A 15,518-nucleotide genomic window follows, 5' to 3' on the forward strand; every position below is an offset into this window, starting at 1 on the left:
ACGTCCGGCCCACGCGACGCCGCCTGGCGTCGCCGATCACGGAAGGCCGTGAGAGTCGCAGTCCGCCGGCGCGGAATTCCTCGCCGGTGCAGCACGCGCAGCAGGAGCAGCAAAGATCGCAGTTCCCCTCACTCAAGGACGAAGCCATGAACGACATCCAAGACGGTCGCACCGACAGCGACGCGGCACAGCCGAACGCGCAGCCCGACGTAAAAGCCTATGTGATCGAGGCGACCCGGCTGTTCGGGCAGATCTACCCGATGTGGAACAGCGCCGGCAACGTCTGGCGCACCGCCTGCGCTTTCGACAGCCTGATCGACTACTTCACGGTCACCGGCATCGACAGCGCGCCTTACGTCAACGACGCGCTGGGCGCGCTGGACCCGACCAAGAAAGGCAACTGGTGGGACGATTTCGGCTGGATCGGCATCGCCGCCCTGCGTGCGGCCGAGCAGCGTTTCGCGCCGCAGTACCGTTACGAGTTCCTCAAGATCGCGATCAACGCCTGGTGCTACATGTACGGGCCGGGCTGGTCGACCTCCTCGACCCAGAACGGCGTGTACCCGTACACGGATCAGCCCGGCTGGGCCGAATTCGCGCGCACCCACACCTTCAACCTGGGCGCGCCCAACTGCTGGAAGAACATCAAGCTGACCTGGCCGGAGGTATCGCCGACGACTCAGGCCGAACTGGGCCCGCGCTACACGCCCGGCGGCATCTGGAACTCGCCGTTCAGCGCCACCGATCACCCCGACGCGGTCGGCCAATACCAGGGCACCGGCGATACGCTCAATCCGATCCAGAACACCGTCACCAATGTCGTATACGCGCTGCTGAGCCTGCGCCTGTCGCTGGCCGCGCAGAACCCGGATTTCGCCCGCTACTTCACCGACGTCGGCCTCAATCTGCCGGCCTTGAATCAGGCCTGGAAGAATCAAATCGCGTGGTGGCAGCAGTGGATGCAGGCGACACCGGAACCGATGCAGACGCTGCTGCTGTCGGCGCAGTCCGGTTCCAAGGGCGGCTCGCTGGTGCGCGAGCGCGTGTCCACCTTCCAGGTAGTGGACGGCGTGCGTTACTGGGACTCCTCGTACAACCAGGGCATGACCTGGAGCGGCGACCAGGGCCTGCTGATCGGCGCGCTGCGCGAGGCGCAGTCCATGTACTCCGGTTCGCCGCCGTCGGTGCTGAGCCTGTATCCGGCGCTGATCCAGGGCGTGTTCGCGAACTACTTTCTCCCACGCAGCTACGGCTCGGTCAGCGGCAGCTTCCCGCTGCCCTGGCTGTCGGTGGGCAGTTCCGCGCCGTACATCGAGGTGCCGCCGGGCAACGACTACGGCGACTACCAGACCGGCGTGGGCGTGTTCATGCGTTACCTGCTGCAGGCCTATCGTGCCGATCCCAAGCTGCTGGCGCCGTACCGGGACACGCTCATCGCCCTGGCCAATGCCCTGGTGGCGCCGGGCTTCGGCACCCCGTCGCCCGGCGGCTTGTGCGATGCGTTCACGGCCTACGGCAACGGCAATGCCGACATGATCTCGGCGCCGGTCAATCGCCTAGCCGTGCTCAACCTGGCGATCGCGATCAGTTGATGCTCGCGATCCGGCTATAGCGAGGCCAGGAACGCGTCCACGCGCGCGGTGTAGCCGCCGTCGGCGCCGAGTTCGGCGTTGATGGCGGCATGGTCCAGGTCCAGCGGCAGCACTTGGGCGCGGCCGCCCCACTCGCCGGCGCGCCGCGCAAACGCCCGCGCCTGCGGGCAGGACTGGCGGCGCTGGCTGGAGCACACCAGCAGCATCGGTGCCGGTGCGCTGCGCAGTCGCTGCATCGGCGAAGCTTCGCGCCACCCGCGCGGGTCGGCGCCGAAGGCCTGGTCGTACAGGCGCAGGTGCGGGCGCCGCATCAGCGCCTCCACGTCGTAGGCGGCGCTGTCCAGCGCGACCGTGCCGCGCCAGGGCCGTGCGTCTTGCGCGCGCGCCAGTTCCGGCGCCGCGGCCAGCAGCGCGACCAGATGCGCGCCGGCCGAATGGCCCACCAGTGCGACGCGGTCGCCGTCGCCGCCCCAACGCGGCGCTTCGCGCTGCACGTAGGCCAGCGCACGCGCCACGTCCGCGGCCTGTTGCAGCGGATCGGCCTGGGGCGGCAGGCGGTAATTGATCGATACGACGATGCGGCCTTGCGCGTTCCAATGCGCGGCCTTGTTCCGGGCCACGCCGCGGCCGGCCTTGTCGCCGATGCGCCAGCCACCGCCGTGCACCATCAGCACGATGGGCGCCTTGCGCGCCTGGCGCGGGCGGTACACGTCCAGGCGTTGCGCAGGATCGGGGCCGTAAGCCAGGTCGCGTTGCACGATGGCCGCCGGCGCCGGCGCCGGTGTGGGTGCGGCTGCGGTTAGCGTGCTGGCGAACAGGCCCAGGCCGAGCCAAGTGGCGCCGATGCGGCGGGCGGGCAGGTGGTGCATGGCGATCCTGGCGATGGCGGTTGTGCTGGACAACGCACACCGGGGGATCGGGATGACAGGCAGGACCAGCGGTCGGCCGGGCTGGCATCGGCACCGTTAAGATCGGCGCTCACCCCGCAAGGATGCCTGCCGTGAACCAAGCCGCCGCTGCCGCGACCCAGCCCGCGTTGGACCCCAGCCTGACCCTGGCCCTGGCGGTCGCCTCCAAAGCCGCCTACGACTATTACGGCGGCAAGCCGATCACCCCGCCGCCCGGCTACGTGCAGGTCGATGCCTGGACCGGCTGGGACGCGTTCCTGTTCACCGGTTCGGAGGAAAAGTACGGCCTGGTGTTCCGCAACAGCGACGATCCGGGCACCTACATTTTCGCCTTCCGCGGCACCGACTCGGACCTGGACGCCTACGAGGACGCGCATTTCCTCGAAGTCGAGTTCCTGCCCACCCAAGGCAGCCTGAGTCCGCCGGCGCACGTGGCCGCCGGCTTCTACGGCATCTACGATGGCAAGGGCGATGCCATGACCCAGTCGATGCGCGAACAGCTGTTCGCGCTGATCGAAAAGTACCAGCCGCAGTTGCTGTACGTGACCGGCCACAGCCTGGGCGCCGCGCTGAGTCAGCTGTTCTCGCTGGACCTGACGGTGAGCGAGCCGCGAACCGCGCTCAACCTCAATTTCTCCAGCCCCATGGTCGGCACCGCCAGCTGGCAGGTCGCCTACGCGGCGCGCATTCCGGACAGCGCCAGCCTGCGCGTCTACAACTTCTGGGACTACGTGCCCTCGCTGCCGCCGTCGGATTTCGGTTTCCTGCCGGTGGGCGCGAGCTTCCGCACCGCCTTCTACGTGCGCGGCGAATGGTTCCCGCACGCGATCTCGCGCCATTCCATCGTCAACCTCACCACGGTCTTGAGCCATGCCCTGCCGCAGACCCCGCAGCAGTGGTCGGGCACCTTCGCCGACTACGTCGATCCCTCGCTGACCATGCGCAGCACGCCGCCGCCGGCCGGCGCCGATATGCAGTGGGCGGACCGGATGGGGAGCTATATGGCGGCCGAAGGCAGTTTGCGCGAGATCTGACCCGGATCAGTTCGGGTCGCCGCTGTCGTCGTCGGGCCCGCGCCACCACACGTGGCCGTCCTGGGGCGGTGGCGGCGCGTGTTCCGGCGCGCTGACCGAATCGATGCGGCGGCCCGCTCCGTTGCCGGCCCAGTCGCGCAGCAACTGGTCGACCGCGCTGCGGCCCTGCGCCGCGATGCCCAGGCTGCGCTCCGGGTCCCAGGCTGGCTCCGCGTCGTCTTCGCGATGGGCGTGCGCAGCGCCGTAGCTGCAGCGCATGCAGTAGTTGACGATGGACGCGCTCCAGTCCTCGACATCGGCGATGCCGGGGCGCGACATCGCGCGCAAAGCTTCGATGTCTTCGGGGCCGTCGCAATGGACGAAGACAACGTAGGTCCGGAACTGCGACGGCTCCAGCCGTGCCAGCGCATTGAGCACCGGCACGCGCTGGTTGCCGTAGGTCCGTTCGCCGGTGCTGGCGCCGTCGTGCAGCACGATATCGCCGTACCGATAGCCGCTCTCGGGCAGCGGGACATTGAGCAGACGGGCACGTACCACGTCGATGCGGCGTGCGAACAGGGTCTCGCCGTCGCTCCAGGGATTGAGGCGAATGCTGGCGACGCCGAAGTCGGCTTCGATCGGACCCTGGCCGGCCGGGACTTGGATGCCGCAGCGGTTCCAGAGTTCGCGTGCCCTGGCCCAGTCGCCCAGGGCGGTGGCGGCGATGCCGGCGTTCCACAGTGCCGCTTCGTCCGGCTCGTCTTCCTTAGGATCGCCCTGGGTTAGCGCGTTGAGGTTGTGCCGCAGCGACGTCGGCCAATCGAGCAGGTACTTGTGCGCCAGGCCACGCATGTAGTGGTAATGGGCGGTCTCGGGCTGCAATTGGAGTAAGCGGGCGAACAGAGTCGATGCCTCGCTCAGCCGACCCTCGTCGAAGGCCGCGTAGGCGCGTTCGTCCAGGGGCCGTGCGTCGTCGGCGGCCGTGGCGGGAGCATGCGGGTCGTGGGGCATGGCGGCGATCGCGTTGGGGCTGGCCCAGTATCGCAGAGCGCCGCGAACGCAGCAGGCGGCTTGGCCGCCCGCTGCGGAGCCGGCCTCAGGGCAAGGGCGTGCCCTGATCGGCGACGGCCAGCCACTTGCCGCGGTTGTAGGTGTAGGTGACGCCCGTCAAAGCGCGGGCGCGGTAGCCGATGCGCGGGATCTCGTACACGGTTTCGTACAGGATGAAGGCCGAATTGCAGCCGTCGACCACGCGGTAGCGCTCGGTCCACGACCACAGCGCTTCGCGGTTGGCGAAGTGGCTGGCGAAGGTGGCCATGATCGCGTCGATGCCGATGCGGGTGGCGCCGCTGCCGAACACAGTGATCGCGCGCTCGTCGTGCACGGCGCGGAAGGTGTCGGCGTCGTAATCGCGGAACGACTCCATGTCCATGCGCTGGGCGATGTCGAACTGGCGCGCGCAATAGCGGGCGATGGGGTGGTCCGGGTGGTCGTGGCCCAAGGCCAGGCCGGACTCGCCGGCCTGGGCGCCGGCGGCGAGGGTCAGGCCGGCGATCGCGGCCAGGTGGGGAAGCAGACGCGTGCGGGTGTTCATCGTGTGGACCTCCATGTGAGTGGGTGGGGCAGGGCGGACCTTAGGCCCGCCGCCCACGCGCTTGGAGTGCCAATTCGATGCGACGCGACGGAGCCAATCGCCAGGCCTCGCATCGGTGCGCCCGGATTGAGGGCGCGCCGTTCTATTTCTTGCGCGGTTTCGCGGTTTTGACCACCTTGGCCGAATCGCGCCCGCTGCGCGCCACCATCGCCACGATGATGTCGTGCAGCTCGTCCTGCGCTTGCTCGGGCGAGATGTCGCCGCTGGCGGCGGCGCAGGACAGCGCGTCGGCGGCGCCGAGCATGGCCCACAAGCCGGGGCTTTCTATGTGGCCGCTCTTGCTGAAGGGCGACAGCACGGCGCGGCATTTCTCCAGGAACACGCGCTCGTATTCGCGTTTGATCTGTTCCAGTTCCGGCGAGCCGGTCAGCGCGGCCATCACGCCGGGAATTTCGCGGCCCTGGGTGAGCACGCAATTGACATAGGACGAGGCGATGACGGCGGCGCGCGCGGCCAACGTCGGTCGGCTGGACTGCAGTTGCGCGTCCATCAGCGCGGTCTGGCGCGCGTCGTATTCCTGGAACAGCGCGGCGAGCAGGCCGGGGCGGGTGCCGAAATGGTCGTAGACCACCGGCTTGGTCACGCCGGCCTGTTCGGCCAGGCGCCCCAGGGTGAGCGCTTCGGTGCCTTCCTCGCGGATCAGGCGCCAGGCCACGTCCAGCAATTGGCGCTGGCGATCGTCTCGCGACAGGCGGCGCCGGCGATCGGCGGGTTCGGCAGGGGCGGATCCGGTAGGCACGGGGCTTGACACGATTACTTACCATTAGTAACTTACTAATAGTATATAGCAGCGGCCGCCCCGGCCGCAAATCGCCCACGGAGCTCCCATGCACACGCTCATTGTCGTCGCCCATGCCGACCCCGCTTCGCTCAGCCATGCCGTCGCCGCGCAGGTGGCGGCGGGCATCGCCTCGGCGGGGCCGGGCCATACCTGCGAGGTCGCCGACCTGGCCGCGGAAGGTTTCGATCCGCGCTTCGGCCGCGCCGATATCGACGTGCACAACCGCGTGGCGCCGCCGCCGGCCGACGTGCTGGCCGAGCAGGCGCGCCTGGACCGCGCCGATGCGCTGGTGCTGGTGTATCCGGTGTTCTGGTGGTCGATGCCGGCGCTGCTGAAAGGCTGGATCGACCGCGTGTTCGCCAACGGCTGGGCCTACGATGCCGGCGCGGACGGCAAGGTGGCCAAGCTGCTGCGCCGCTTGAACGTGCACCTGATCGGCATCGGCGGCGCTACCGCCGCGACCTACCAGCGGCGCGGCTACAGCGAGGCGATGCGGGTGCAGATCGAGCACGGCATCTTCGACTACTGCGGCGCGCGTGTGCTGCGCTCGGAGCTGCTGCTGGGCTGGAATGCGCAGGGGCCGGCGGCGCAGCTGGAAACGGCGCGGGCGATCGGCCGCGATGTTCCGGCGGCGGCGTTGCGCAACGCCGACGCGGCGGCCGCTTGAGCGATTTCAGTCCGGCGGCCGTTCGGTAGCCAGCACCAGCACGCGGCTGGTGCCGGCCAGCCCGTGCGCGCTGCGCAGCGCGGGATCGGCGGCGGCGCGCAACAGGCCGGCGATGCCGGCCGCGCCGGAAGCGGTGGTGGCGGGGCCGCCGCAGTCGCGCAGTATCGTCGGCGCTGCCGCCAACTCGGTTTCGTCCACCGTCTCGGCGACGGCGCCGTGTGCGAGCAAGCGTTGCAGCGCCGGCGCGGACGCCAGGCCGCAGGACAGCATGTCGGCGGCCGTGGCCAGATCGCCGTCGATCCGCTCGGGTCGGCCGTTGCGCATGGCATGCCCCACGCAGGCCGCAGCCGCGGGTTCGATCACGACGATCCGGCCCGGTCCGACCAGCAGATCCCGCAGGCCGTCGGCCATGGCGGCGGCCAGACCGCCCACGCCCGCCTGCACGTAGACCTGGCTAAGGCCGTCGCCCTGTTCCCGCAGTTGCGCGCGCAACTCGTGCGCGAGCAGGCCATAGCCGGCCATCACATCGGCCACCACCGGGTCGTTCGGGTCGGGGCCGGTGTCGGCGATCAGCAGGCCTTCGCCGCGCTGGGCGGCGTAGGCGGCCGCGTCCACCGCGTCGTCGTAGGTGCCGCGCACGCGCTCGACCCGCGCGCCCAGGCGCACGATGCGTCGCGCGCGCTCGGCATCGACGTGCTCAGGCAGATACACCGTGCAAGCGGCGCCTACGCGTGCGGCCGCGGCCGCGACAGCCAGGCCATGATTGCCGTCGCTGGCGCACAGCAGGCGCTGGCGCGCGGCGGCCGGATTGCGTTGCAGTTCGGTCAGCGAGCCGGCGCCGACCGCGCGCGCCAACGCGCGCAGCCCGGCATACAAGCCGCCTAGTGCCTTGAAGTTGCCCAGCGGGCGCTCGCCTTCCCATTTCAGCAGCACCTGGGCGACGCCCGCGCGCCGGGCCAGCGCGGGCAGCGGCAGCAGCGGGGTGGGGCGGTAGCCGTCCCAGAGCTCGGTCAGGTCCCAATGCGCATCGTGTGTTTGCATGGCGCCAGTGTGCGTCGCAATGCACGCGGATCGGCCGCGTAGCGGGCCCTGCACGCGCGGGGAAAACGCGGTATCGGCACCGGCCGCGCGGCGATCCGCCCTTAGTCTTCGTCCTCGTCCAGCGGCACCGGAATGCTGAGGCCGCGCTTGACCACGCTGAGCGCGACGTTGGTGGTGAAGCGCTTGACGTTGGGGTTGTCGCTGACCATGCGCGCCATCAGCGCGTCGTAAGTCTCGGTATCGGGCGCGGTCAGGATCAGCACGAAGTCGGCTTCGCCGGTGACATAGAAGGCCTGCTGCACATGTTCCTGCGCGGCCAGCCATTGGCGCAGCTGGGCCAGCAGTTCCGGCCGCTCGCGTTCGACCTGCAGCGAGACCACGAAGAAGGTCGGGCGGCCGACCTGGCGCGGATCGACCACGGCCGAGTCGCGCACGATCACGCCGGCCTCGCGCAGCCGGCGCAGCCGCCGCTGCACCGCCGAGGGCGACAGGAACACCTGTTCGGCCAGGCGCTCGGCGGTCTGTGCGGCATCCTCCTGCACCAGGTTCAGCAGTTGGCGATCGAAACGGTCCAGGCGCATGCGGGGCCTCGGCTAGGGCGAACAACGCGGAAAAAACCCGCGCAACGGGGCGCGTTCGCGGCGAAACGGCGGCGCCGCGCTCCTACGATGCTAGCTCCTTTCGCAAGCGATGCACCATGGACTTCCCCGCACTTCGGCACATCATCGCGCAACGCTGGCAGGACGATCTGTTGCCCGCGCTGCAGGACTACATCGCCATTCCCTGCCAATCGCCCGCGTTCGATCCGGACTGGCAGGCGGAGGGCCATATGAACCGCGCGGTGGCGTTGATGCGCGACTGGGCGCGCGGACGCTTGGCCGACGTACCCGGCGCCAGCGTCGAGGTGCTGACCCTGCCGGGGCGCACGCCGGTGCTGCTGGTCGATGTTCCCGGCGAAGGCGCGCCGGTGCTGGTGTACGGGCATCTGGACAAGCAGCCGCCGATGGACGGCTGGAGCCACGGACGCGACGCCTGGACGCCATCGTTGGAAGGCGAGCGCCTGTACGGCCGCGGCGGCGCCGACGACGGCTACGCCTTGTTCGCGACCGTGCTGGCGGTGCAGGCGCTGCGCGAGCAAGGCCTGGCGCACCCGCGCTGCATCGCCCTGATCGAGGCCTGCGAGGAATCGGGCAGCTACGATCTGCCGCACTACATCGACCATCTGGCCCCGCGCATCGGCGCGCCGGCCGCGGTGGTGGCGCTGGATGCCGGCTGCGGCAGTTACGACCGCCTGTGGCTGACCACGTCTTTGCGCGGCCAGGTGGCCGGCACCTTGCGCGTGCGGGTGCTGGAAGAGGGCGTGCATTCGGGCGATGCCTCGGGCGTGGTGGCCTCGCCGCTGCGCATCGTGCGCCAGCTGCTGGCGCGCCTGGAGGATGCGGACAGCGGCGAGATAGCGGAGGCCTTCCAGGTCGCGATCCCGCAGGCGCGCCGCACGCAGGCGCGCGACGCGGCGCCGGCGTTGGACGGCGGCTTGCACGCGCAACTGCCTTTGGCCGACGGCTTGCGTCCGGTACGCGAAGATCCCGCCGACGAAATCCTCAACCGCGCCTGGCGCGCGCAGCTGGCCGTGACCGGGCTGGACGGACTGCCCGCGGTCGCCGATGCCGCCGCGGTCATGGTGCCGGCGCTGGCGCTGAAGCTCAGCTTGCGTCTGCCGCCGACGCTGGATGCCGAGGTGGCGGCCGCAAGACTGCAGACCTTGCTGCAAGCCGATCCGCCTTACGGAGCCCAAGTGGAATTCCAGGTCGACATGGTCTCGCAAGGCTGGCACGCGCCGGCGAGCGCGCCGTGGCTGGCGCAGAGCCTGAGCGCTGCGTCGCAGGCGTCGTTCGGCGAGCCCGAGGCCTGGATCGGCGGCGGTGGCGGCATTCCGTTCCTGGCCATGCTGGGGCAGCGCTATCCGCAGGCGCAGTTCGTGGTCACCGGGGTGCTGGGGCCGCAATCCAATGCGCACGGACCCAACGAATTCCTGCACCTGCCCACGGCGCGCCGCATCACCGAAGTATTGGCGCGGCTGCTGCACGATGCCGGCCGTGCCCACGCCTGATCCATCCTCTTACTCATCGACTCAGCGAGTCCGCCATGCAACTGCTCTATCAGACCCATTCCCCGTACGCGCGCAAGGCCCTGGTCTTCGCCCACGAAGCCGGCCTGGGCGCGCGCATCGAAGTGCTGCACCACGAAACCAGCCCGACTCTGCGCAACGAAGCCGTGTACGCGGCCAACCCGTTGGGCAAGGTGCCGGTGCTGCTGCGGCCCGGGCAGCCGGCGCTGTTCGACTCGGACGTGATCTGCGCCTACCTGGACACCCTGCACGAGGGCCGCAAGCTGATTCCGGAAACCGGCGAGGCGCGCTGGCATGCGTTGCGCGTGCAGGCGGTCGCGCAAGGCCTGGGCGATGCGGGCATCAAGGTGCGTTGGGAAACCGTGCGCCGCCCAGAAGCGCTGCGTTATCCGGCGCTGCGCGATGGCTACATCGAAAAGCTGCTGGAAAGCTACGACTGGCTGGAGCGGGAACTGGATACCGAGGCGGCCGTGCACGTGGGCCACATCGCCGTGGCCACCGCGCTGAGCTGGCTGGAGTTCCGCGAGCTGCCCGACTTCCATGCCGGGCGCCCACGTTTGTCGGCCTGGTATCGGGCCTTCTGCGAGCGCCCGTCGATGCGGGCCACGCCGCTGTCGGGCGAGACTCACGACTGAGGCGCGGCGCGCCTCACTGCTCCAGCAGCAGGTACTCGCCGTTCTTGCCGTAGCGCTTGGCGTTGGGGTCCACGCGCGCGCACAGCGCCTCGCCGCAGCGGCTGAGCGCGCCGGACTTGGTCGCGCGCAGGATGTCGCGCGAGAACTCGGCGCGTTTGATCTCGCGGCCGCTCTGCCAAATCATGTAGCCGGCGCCGCCCATGGCCAGCGCCGCGCCCACGCCCAGGCCGATCAGGCCGGTCCAGATCAGCGACTTCTGCTCGCGCTTGAGCTGCTGGCGCTGGTCGTCCATCTGCGACAGCGTCTTCTCGGCGTTGCGCGCGACCTCGCGCAGCGCCGCGGCGGTGTTCTGCAGCTGCTGGCCGTACTGCGCCGAGGCCTGGCCCACGCCCTGTTCGATCGCGCCGCGGGTCTGATCGCCCACGCTGGCGACCAGGTCGCGGGTGAGCAACTGGGCATTGGTTTCCCAGATGTCGGCGGTGCGCTTGAGCTCGGTGGCGCTCTGGGTGAAGCGGTCGGTGGCCTTTTCGCAGACCACCTCGAACATCTTGGCCACGCCCATCAGTTGGACGGCGAACAGCTCTAGATCCTGTTTCTCCATCGTGCGCTTACTCTCGTCCTGCTGTCAGAGCCGCGGCGTCTGGCGGCGTTCGGGGCCTTCGTAGCCCGGCGGCGGCTGCGTGGGCGGGGTGGGGTCGTTGGCTTCGGCCTGCTGGCGCGGCCGCTCCGGTTCGGCGGGCGCGGCGGCCTGCGCCTGTTCGCCGCCGCGGCGCTGCAAGGACAGCCCCTGTTCGGAGGCCAGGAAGCTGCCGCCGACCGCGCGCGCGCCGTCGACATCGCCGTCGACCGCAGCCCGGCCCAGGCGTTCGAACAAGGCGTGGGTGTCGGCCACCACCGGCGCCGGCCCGTCCTGCAGGCGCGGCCGTTCCGCCGGCACCGGGCCGATCGCGACCGGGCGGTGCGCGAAGCGCTCGTTCATCGCCTCGTCGCGCGGCTCGTTGTCGTTGGGATGGGCGACCTTCTTGCTCGGCGTCAGCCGCTCCATGCGGTCGCGCTGGCCGTCCTTGTCGAAATCGGAGGTGCGGTAGAGGCGCGAATGCTCCTCCGAACGGTGGACCACGTTCATCTCCGGCGCCGCAGGCACCGCGCGCTTGGCCAGGAACGGCTGGTCGCTGAGCGAGTTGAGGTAGTCCACCATCAGGTTGCCGCTGCGCACCGACAGGCCGTTGAGGGTGTAGCTTCCGCCGATGTCGCTGTGCGCGCCGCCGACGGTGACGTTGAGGAAGCGGCCGTTCTCGGTCGCGCCCGGATCGAGAATGCTGGTGGACTTGAACAGATTGCGGCGTTCGTCCTCGGCGGTGATCTGGAAGCCCGACAGCACCGACGGCGGCTGGCGCCGGTCGTGGTCGCGCGGCTTGCCGGTGCCGACGGGGTCGAACAGCGCCACCGCCTGCGGCACCTGGTGCGCGGGCACGAGCGCGGGCTCGGGGTAGCGCACCTGCTTGAGGTTGCCGAACAGGTCGCGGTCTTCCACGCGGCCCTTGGGGTCCTGGATGCCGCGCTCGTCGACCAGGCGGGTGAAGCCGGCCGCCTGTTCGGCGCCGCGGCTGAAGCCCACGCTGACCACGCGGATCTGCGCCTCCGGGTCTTCGGCCAGCCAGCGCTTGCTCTGCGCGGTGAAGCGCGCGTACATCTCTTCCACGCGGTCTTCGTAGGAGTTGCCGGTGGCCGCGTCCCAGCCGCGCTTGAGCGCGCCGTCCTGGGTGCCGGGGCCTTCCATGTACTCCACGCGCACGTTGGTCAGCCCGCGGCTGTTGGCCGCCGCGGTCTGGCGCACGATGTCGGCCACGTTGGTGTGGTTGGCCGGCGCGTCCTTGAGCATGCTGTTGCCGGTGCCGTCGAAGGCGGCCACGAACAGGCGCTCGTGCGGATTGGAGCTGCGCACCAGCACCGGCGTGGACAGCTGCGACAGCGCCTGGCTGGCCTGCTCGTAGCTGGCCAGGTCGTGGGCGTCGGCCGGGTAGGTGCTGACGCCGTCGGGTCCCTTCTTTTTCTTGTCGTCCGTCATCGCACCCATCCTTAGTACGTGTGGCTGTACACCTGAATCAGGTCGTTGCGGAAATCGCTGTAGCGATTGCCGGGAACCTGCGGCTCGCGGGTGTGGACCATCGCGCGGGTGAGCACGGTGATGGTGCGGTCGTTGATTTCCAGCAGGATCTGCGGGTCTTCGGCCAGCACGCCGGACGCGGCCAGCTGCTCGCGCGGTACTTGGTGGCGGATGTGGCGGTCGGCGAACAGCTGGGCCAGGTCGATGCGGGCCTCGTGCGCGCTGCCGTCCTTGGAGCGCCAGCTCACGGTCACCGGGCCGGGAAAGTTACGGATGCCGGCCCAGGGCGCGGTGAGGTGCTTGCTGCGGTAGTCCGGGCCCAGGGTGGCCGAGGACGGCGCCAAGGTCTCCGGGTCGTCCTTGAGCGCGTATTCGCCGTTGTAGAGCACGGTCGCGCCGTAGGTGTCGTAGGCGGCGGCGCCGAAGTCGTGCTGGGCGAAGGTCAGCGGCCGGCTGGGGTCGGTCTTGTTCGGCGGGTCGTAGACGGGCTGCGTGGACATGGCGGGTTGGCATCCGGTAACGAGTAGGACGGAAAGCGCTAGCGTGCGGGCGGCGCCGGACAGGCGCGGCAGCCGGGGGCGCGGCGCGGACGGCGGGAGTCGGTCGATGGCGAGCGGCGCGGCGGCGCCCGGGTCGCGGTGGGGCCGGAGACGGTCGGTCCGGCCTGGTGGTACGTGCATTCCCCCTCCCTTGGAGTCCGTAGCCGCGGTCCTTCGCTGGCAGGTGTGTGTACCGATAGTAGCCCAGGCACGCGACGGACACACGCCGGCGTAGGGCGGAACCGCGACGCGGCGCCGCATTCGCGCCGCGCTCAGGCCGCCGGCGCTATGCTTTGCGGCCTTTCCACCGCACCGGAGGGCGGCATGGCGACCGGATGGGCAGGCGACGGCGCCGTCCAGGACCAGATCGACGCGACCGTGAAGGACGCGATCAAGCGTGCGCGCAGCCAGCTGCCGCAGGGCCCGGGCCTGGAGCGCTGCGAGGAGTGCGACACCGAGATTCCCGTGGCCAGGCGCCAGGCCGTGCCCGGCGTGCGCCTGTGCGTGAACTGTCAGGAGGCGCACGACCGCGAGCAGGGCACGGTCGCCGGCTACAATCGTCGCGGCAGCAAGGACAGCCAGTTGCGCTGACTTCCGCGATCGCGGCCGGGGCGGCGTGTTCAATCGCAGACAAGGCAGCGGCCGCAAGGTTCGCGTAGGTGCCGTGCCCGCACAGCCTATCCGTTGACGGCCAGGGCGATACGTCGAAGCAGATGCATCCCCCGCCTTCGGCACATACGCGGCCCGTGAGCGCTGCCTATGATCCGATCGTCCTCGTATCGAGTGGCGTCATGTCCGCTAGCCAGAGCCGTAGTTCGTCGCTTGCCTGGGGCCCGCTGCTGCTGGGCGGTTTGCTGGTCGCCCTGGGCGACATGGCCTTCGCCGCCACGCTGTGGTTCGGCTGGGACGGCGCGGGCATGCTGCGGCTGTTCCAGACCATCGCCGTGGGCGTGCTGGGGCCGGCCAGCTTCGACGGCGGTCTCAATGCGGCGTTGCTGGGCGGAGCGCTGCATGTGTTCATGGCCACGGCCATCGTGCTGATCTACGCCCTGGTGGCGCGCCGCCACCGCGGCCTGCTGGACGGGGTCTGGCGCTACGGCCTGCCTTACGGAGTGGTCTTGTACCTGGCCATGAATTTCGTGGTCATGCCGCTGTCTCGCGTCGGCCGTTCGCCCTCGTTCGACCACCCCGACTGGATCGCCTGGAGCGTGCTGGCGCACATGCTGTTCGGGGTGATCTGCGTGGTGTTTGCGCGGCGCGCGCTGCGCCGCTGATGCGCCGAACCGGTGCCCGCGGCCTTGTCGGCGCGGGGCGCTTCGGCCATGATGCGGCGCGATCCGGTCGAGCCACCCACGGCGGCTGAACCGAGCGTATTCAGGCGCGGGGGCGCCCACAGGGGATTCGAATGAATTTTGGCAAGTCGTTGCGCGGCACCGTATTGGCCTGCGCGCTGTTGGTGTGGCCGGCGACCATGACGCTGGCGCAGAGCGGGCAGGGCGAGCGTTACCAGCCGCGCAGCGAACGCGGCCGCCTGGCCGCCGAATTGGTGCGGCGCTGGGCCGGCCATGTGCAGCAGGTGTACGGCACTGCGCCGCAGCGTTGGGCGCAGAGCATGGCGCCTACCTTCGCACGCGCGCCGCTGGCCAACCTGCGTCATGCGGCACAGATGACCGACTACACCGCGATGATGGCGGCCGCCAGCGAGCCCTATGCGCACCGCTCCGCGCCCGGCGCGGCCAAGGCGCCGTCGCCGACTCCGGCCGCGGCCGTGCCCAGCGAGCGTCTGCTCTACACCATGCTCGCGCCCTGTCGCCTGGCCGATACCCGCACGGTCGCCCAGCGCATGAGCGCGGGCGAGGCGCGCAGCTTCAACCTGCAATCGCTGACCTCGCAGGGCGGCAGCCAGTTCGGCTGCAACATTCCCAGCGATGCCTCGGCGGTCACGCTCAACATCACCGTGGTCAATCCGGATATCGCCGGTTATCTGACCGTGTTTCCCACCGGCGCGACGCGGCCGTTGGCCTCCAGTCTCAATTACCGCACCGGCGACGTGGTCGGCAACGAGATCATCGCCCGCCTGGGCGGCGATCCGTTTCCGACGTTCTCGGTCTACAGCTACGCCGGCGCCGACCTGGTGATCGACGTGGCCGGCTACTTCAGCGCGGCCAAGGGCGAGCCGCTGGACTGCCAGCAGGTGAGTTCGAACTACATCAACGTGGCGGCGGGTGCGGTGGTATCGGCGGTGTCGCCGGTGTGTCCGGCCGGCTACACCGCGACCGGCGGCGGTTGCAGTTCCAACGTGTATCCGTCGATCGAAGAGCTGTACTTCTTCAGCTTCGGCCCGCAAGCCAGCGGCAGCTACGCCTGCCAGGCGCGCAACCGCGGCAGCAACAACAACGTCACGATCCGCGCCGAGGCGATGTGCTGTCGCCTGCCGGGCCGCTAAGCGGGAG

17 protein-coding genes are annotated in these 15,518 nt (G+C 70.0%); 8 read left to right on the plus strand and 9 right to left on the minus strand.

Features of this window, described 5'->3' with window-relative positions:
• The first annotated feature begins 146 nt into the window (after positions 1 to 146).
• Entirely contained in the window at positions 147 to 1,592 is a 1,446-nt protein-coding gene (locus DX914_RS03265) for a glycoside hydrolase family protein (RefSeq protein WP_115857620.1), read from the plus strand.
• Between the two features lie 14 nt (positions 1,593 to 1,606).
• Here DX914_RS03265 and DX914_RS03270 read toward each other — a convergent pair whose 3' ends face one another.
• Complete coding sequence (locus DX914_RS03270; protein WP_115857621.1) at positions 1,607 to 2,461, minus strand: alpha/beta hydrolase fold domain-containing protein; 855 nt, start codon at positions 2,459 to 2,461, stop codon at positions 1,607 to 1,609.
• Between the two features lie 131 nt (positions 2,462 to 2,592).
• On the opposite strand from DX914_RS03270, the gene DX914_RS03275 reads away from it, so the two are divergent.
• Positions 2,593 to 3,534 (plus strand): lipase family protein, encoded by a 942-nt coding sequence (locus DX914_RS03275; RefSeq protein WP_158549181.1) that lies wholly within the window; start codon positions 2,593 to 2,595, stop codon positions 3,532 to 3,534.
• 6 nt (positions 3,535 to 3,540) lie between these two features.
• Here the strand turns inward: DX914_RS03275 and DX914_RS03280 are convergent, their stop codons facing one another.
• The 3 genes from DX914_RS03280 to DX914_RS03290 all read right to left on the minus strand — a co-directional run bounded on the left by DX914_RS03280 (position 3,541) and on the right by DX914_RS03290 (position 5,906).
• Positions 3,541 to 4,524 (minus strand): tetratricopeptide repeat protein, encoded by a 984-nt coding sequence (locus DX914_RS03280; RefSeq protein ID WP_115857623.1) that lies wholly within the window; start codon positions 4,522 to 4,524, stop codon positions 3,541 to 3,543.
• A gap of 85 nt (positions 4,525 to 4,609) precedes the next feature.
• Positions 4,610 to 5,107 carry a Cif family virulence factor gene (locus DX914_RS03285; protein WP_115857624.1) on the minus strand — a complete coding sequence of 166 codons (498 nt, stop codon included), beginning with the start codon at positions 5,105 to 5,107 and terminating at the stop codon, positions 4,610 to 4,612.
• Between the two features lie 142 nt (positions 5,108 to 5,249).
• Positions 5,250 to 5,906 (minus strand): TetR/AcrR family transcriptional regulator, encoded by a 657-nt coding sequence (locus tag DX914_RS03290; RefSeq protein ID WP_115857625.1) that lies wholly within the window; start codon positions 5,904 to 5,906, stop codon positions 5,250 to 5,252.
• Between the two features lie 88 nt (positions 5,907 to 5,994).
• On the opposite strand from DX914_RS03290, the gene DX914_RS03295 reads away from it, so the two are divergent.
• Positions 5,995 to 6,615, plus strand: coding sequence for an NAD(P)H-dependent oxidoreductase (locus DX914_RS03295; protein ID WP_115857626.1), 621 nt, complete (start codon positions 5,995 to 5,997; stop codon positions 6,613 to 6,615).
• Between the two features lie 6 nt (positions 6,616 to 6,621).
• On the opposite strand, the gene DX914_RS03300 is transcribed toward DX914_RS03295, so the two are convergent.
• Positions 6,622 to 7,656 (minus strand): pyridoxal-phosphate dependent enzyme, encoded by a 1,035-nt coding sequence (locus DX914_RS03300; protein ID WP_115857627.1) that lies wholly within the window; start codon positions 7,654 to 7,656, stop codon positions 6,622 to 6,624.
• A 101-nt stretch (positions 7,657 to 7,757) separates the two neighbouring features.
• Positions 7,758 to 8,237 carry an Lrp/AsnC family transcriptional regulator gene (locus DX914_RS03305; RefSeq protein WP_115857628.1) on the minus strand — a complete coding sequence of 160 codons (480 nt, stop codon included), beginning with the start codon at positions 8,235 to 8,237 and terminating at the stop codon, positions 7,758 to 7,760.
• 116 nt (positions 8,238 to 8,353) lie between these two features.
• Here DX914_RS03305 and DX914_RS03310 point away from each other — a divergent pair, with 116 nt between their 5' ends.
• Both DX914_RS03310 and DX914_RS03315 read left to right on the plus strand, forming a co-directional pair.
• Positions 8,354 to 9,766: a M20/M25/M40 family metallo-hydrolase gene (locus DX914_RS03310; RefSeq protein ID WP_115857629.1), complete on the plus strand. Its 1,413-nt coding sequence runs from the start codon at positions 8,354 to 8,356 to the stop codon at positions 9,764 to 9,766.
• Between the two features lie 35 nt (positions 9,767 to 9,801).
• Positions 9,802 to 10,419, plus strand: a complete 618-nt coding sequence (locus DX914_RS03315; RefSeq protein ID WP_115857630.1) for a glutathione S-transferase family protein — start codon at positions 9,802 to 9,804, stop codon at positions 10,417 to 10,419.
• Positions 10,420 to 10,432: 13 nt separating this feature from the next.
• On the opposite strand, the gene DX914_RS03320 is transcribed toward DX914_RS03315, so the two are convergent.
• Genes DX914_RS03320 through DX914_RS03330 form a run of 3 tightly spaced genes read right to left on the minus strand, consistent with a single transcriptional unit; the run spans position 10,433 to position 13,026 of the window.
• Positions 10,433 to 11,020, minus strand: a complete 588-nt coding sequence (locus DX914_RS03320; protein WP_115857631.1) for a hypothetical protein — start codon at positions 11,018 to 11,020, stop codon at positions 10,433 to 10,435.
• Between the two features lie 24 nt (positions 11,021 to 11,044).
• The gene (locus tag DX914_RS03325) at positions 11,045 to 12,487 is read right to left on the minus strand and encodes a phospholipase effector Tle1 domain-containing protein (protein ID WP_158549182.1); all 1,443 of its coding nucleotides are present in this window, start codon (positions 12,485 to 12,487) and stop codon (positions 11,045 to 11,047) included.
• Between the two features lie 11 nt (positions 12,488 to 12,498).
• Positions 12,499 to 13,026, minus strand: a complete 528-nt coding sequence (locus tag DX914_RS03330) for a hypothetical protein (RefSeq protein ID WP_115857633.1) — start codon at positions 13,024 to 13,026, stop codon at positions 12,499 to 12,501.
• A 363-nt stretch (positions 13,027 to 13,389) separates the two neighbouring features.
• Between DX914_RS03330 and DX914_RS03335 the strand changes: the two genes are divergently transcribed.
• The 3 genes from DX914_RS03335 (at position 13,390) to DX914_RS03345 (ending at position 15,511) form a co-directional block, all read left to right on the plus strand.
• Positions 13,390 to 13,656 (plus strand): DksA/TraR family C4-type zinc finger protein, encoded by a 267-nt coding sequence (locus tag DX914_RS03335; protein WP_115857634.1) that lies wholly within the window; start codon positions 13,390 to 13,392, stop codon positions 13,654 to 13,656.
• 200 nt (positions 13,657 to 13,856) lie between these two features.
• Complete coding sequence (locus tag DX914_RS03340; protein WP_115857635.1) at positions 13,857 to 14,339, plus strand: hypothetical protein; 483 nt, start codon at positions 13,857 to 13,859, stop codon at positions 14,337 to 14,339.
• 131 nt (positions 14,340 to 14,470) lie between these two features.
• A complete protein-coding gene (locus tag DX914_RS03345) occupies positions 14,471 to 15,511 on the plus strand; it encodes a hypothetical protein (protein ID WP_115857636.1) in 1,041 nt (346 codons plus the stop codon).
• Positions 15,512 to 15,518 lie beyond the last annotated feature (7 nt).

Source organism: Lysobacter silvisoli (assembly GCF_003382365.1).
Classification (GTDB): domain Bacteria; phylum Pseudomonadota; class Gammaproteobacteria; order Xanthomonadales; family Xanthomonadaceae; genus Lysobacter; species Lysobacter silvisoli.

Bases quoted from the DNA above. Each gene is read 5' to 3' on its own strand.
- DX914_RS03285 (WP_115857624.1), bottom strand. From the start codon at position 5,107: ATGAACACCCGCACGCGTCTGCTTCCCCACCTGGCCGCGATCGCCGGC.
- DX914_RS03330 (WP_115857633.1), bottom strand. From the start codon at position 13,026: ATGTCCACGCAGCCCGTCTACGACCCGCCGAACAAGACCGACCCCAGC.
- DX914_RS03270 (WP_115857621.1), bottom strand. From the start codon at position 2,461: ATGCACCACCTGCCCGCCCGCCGCATCGGCGCCACTTGGCTCGGCCTG.
- DX914_RS03345 (WP_115857636.1), top strand. From the start codon at position 14,471: ATGAATTTTGGCAAGTCGTTGCGCGGCACCGTATTGGCCTGCGCGCTG.
- DX914_RS03325 (WP_158549182.1), bottom strand. From the start codon at position 12,487: ATGACGGACGACAAGAAAAAGAAGGGACCCGACGGCGTCAGCACCTAC.
- DX914_RS03295 (WP_115857626.1), top strand. From the start codon at position 5,995: ATGCACACGCTCATTGTCGTCGCCCATGCCGACCCCGCTTCGCTCAGC.
- DX914_RS03265 (WP_115857620.1), top strand. From the start codon at position 147: ATGAACGACATCCAAGACGGTCGCACCGACAGCGACGCGGCACAGCCG.
- DX914_RS03335 (WP_115857634.1), top strand. From the start codon at position 13,390: ATGGCGACCGGATGGGCAGGCGACGGCGCCGTCCAGGACCAGATCGAC.
- DX914_RS03315 (WP_115857630.1), top strand. From the start codon at position 9,802: ATGCAACTGCTCTATCAGACCCATTCCCCGTACGCGCGCAAGGCCCTG.
- DX914_RS03300 (WP_115857627.1), bottom strand. From the start codon at position 7,656: ATGCAAACACACGATGCGCATTGGGACCTGACCGAGCTCTGGGACGGC.
- DX914_RS03310 (WP_115857629.1), top strand. From the start codon at position 8,354: ATGGACTTCCCCGCACTTCGGCACATCATCGCGCAACGCTGGCAGGAC.
- DX914_RS03320 (WP_115857631.1), bottom strand. From the start codon at position 11,020: ATGGAGAAACAGGATCTAGAGCTGTTCGCCGTCCAACTGATGGGCGTG.
- DX914_RS03280 (WP_115857623.1), bottom strand. From the start codon at position 4,524: ATGCCCCACGACCCGCATGCTCCCGCCACGGCCGCCGACGACGCACGG.
- DX914_RS03340 (WP_115857635.1), top strand. From the start codon at position 13,857: ATGTCCGCTAGCCAGAGCCGTAGTTCGTCGCTTGCCTGGGGCCCGCTG.
- DX914_RS03305 (WP_115857628.1), bottom strand. From the start codon at position 8,237: ATGCGCCTGGACCGTTTCGATCGCCAACTGCTGAACCTGGTGCAGGAG.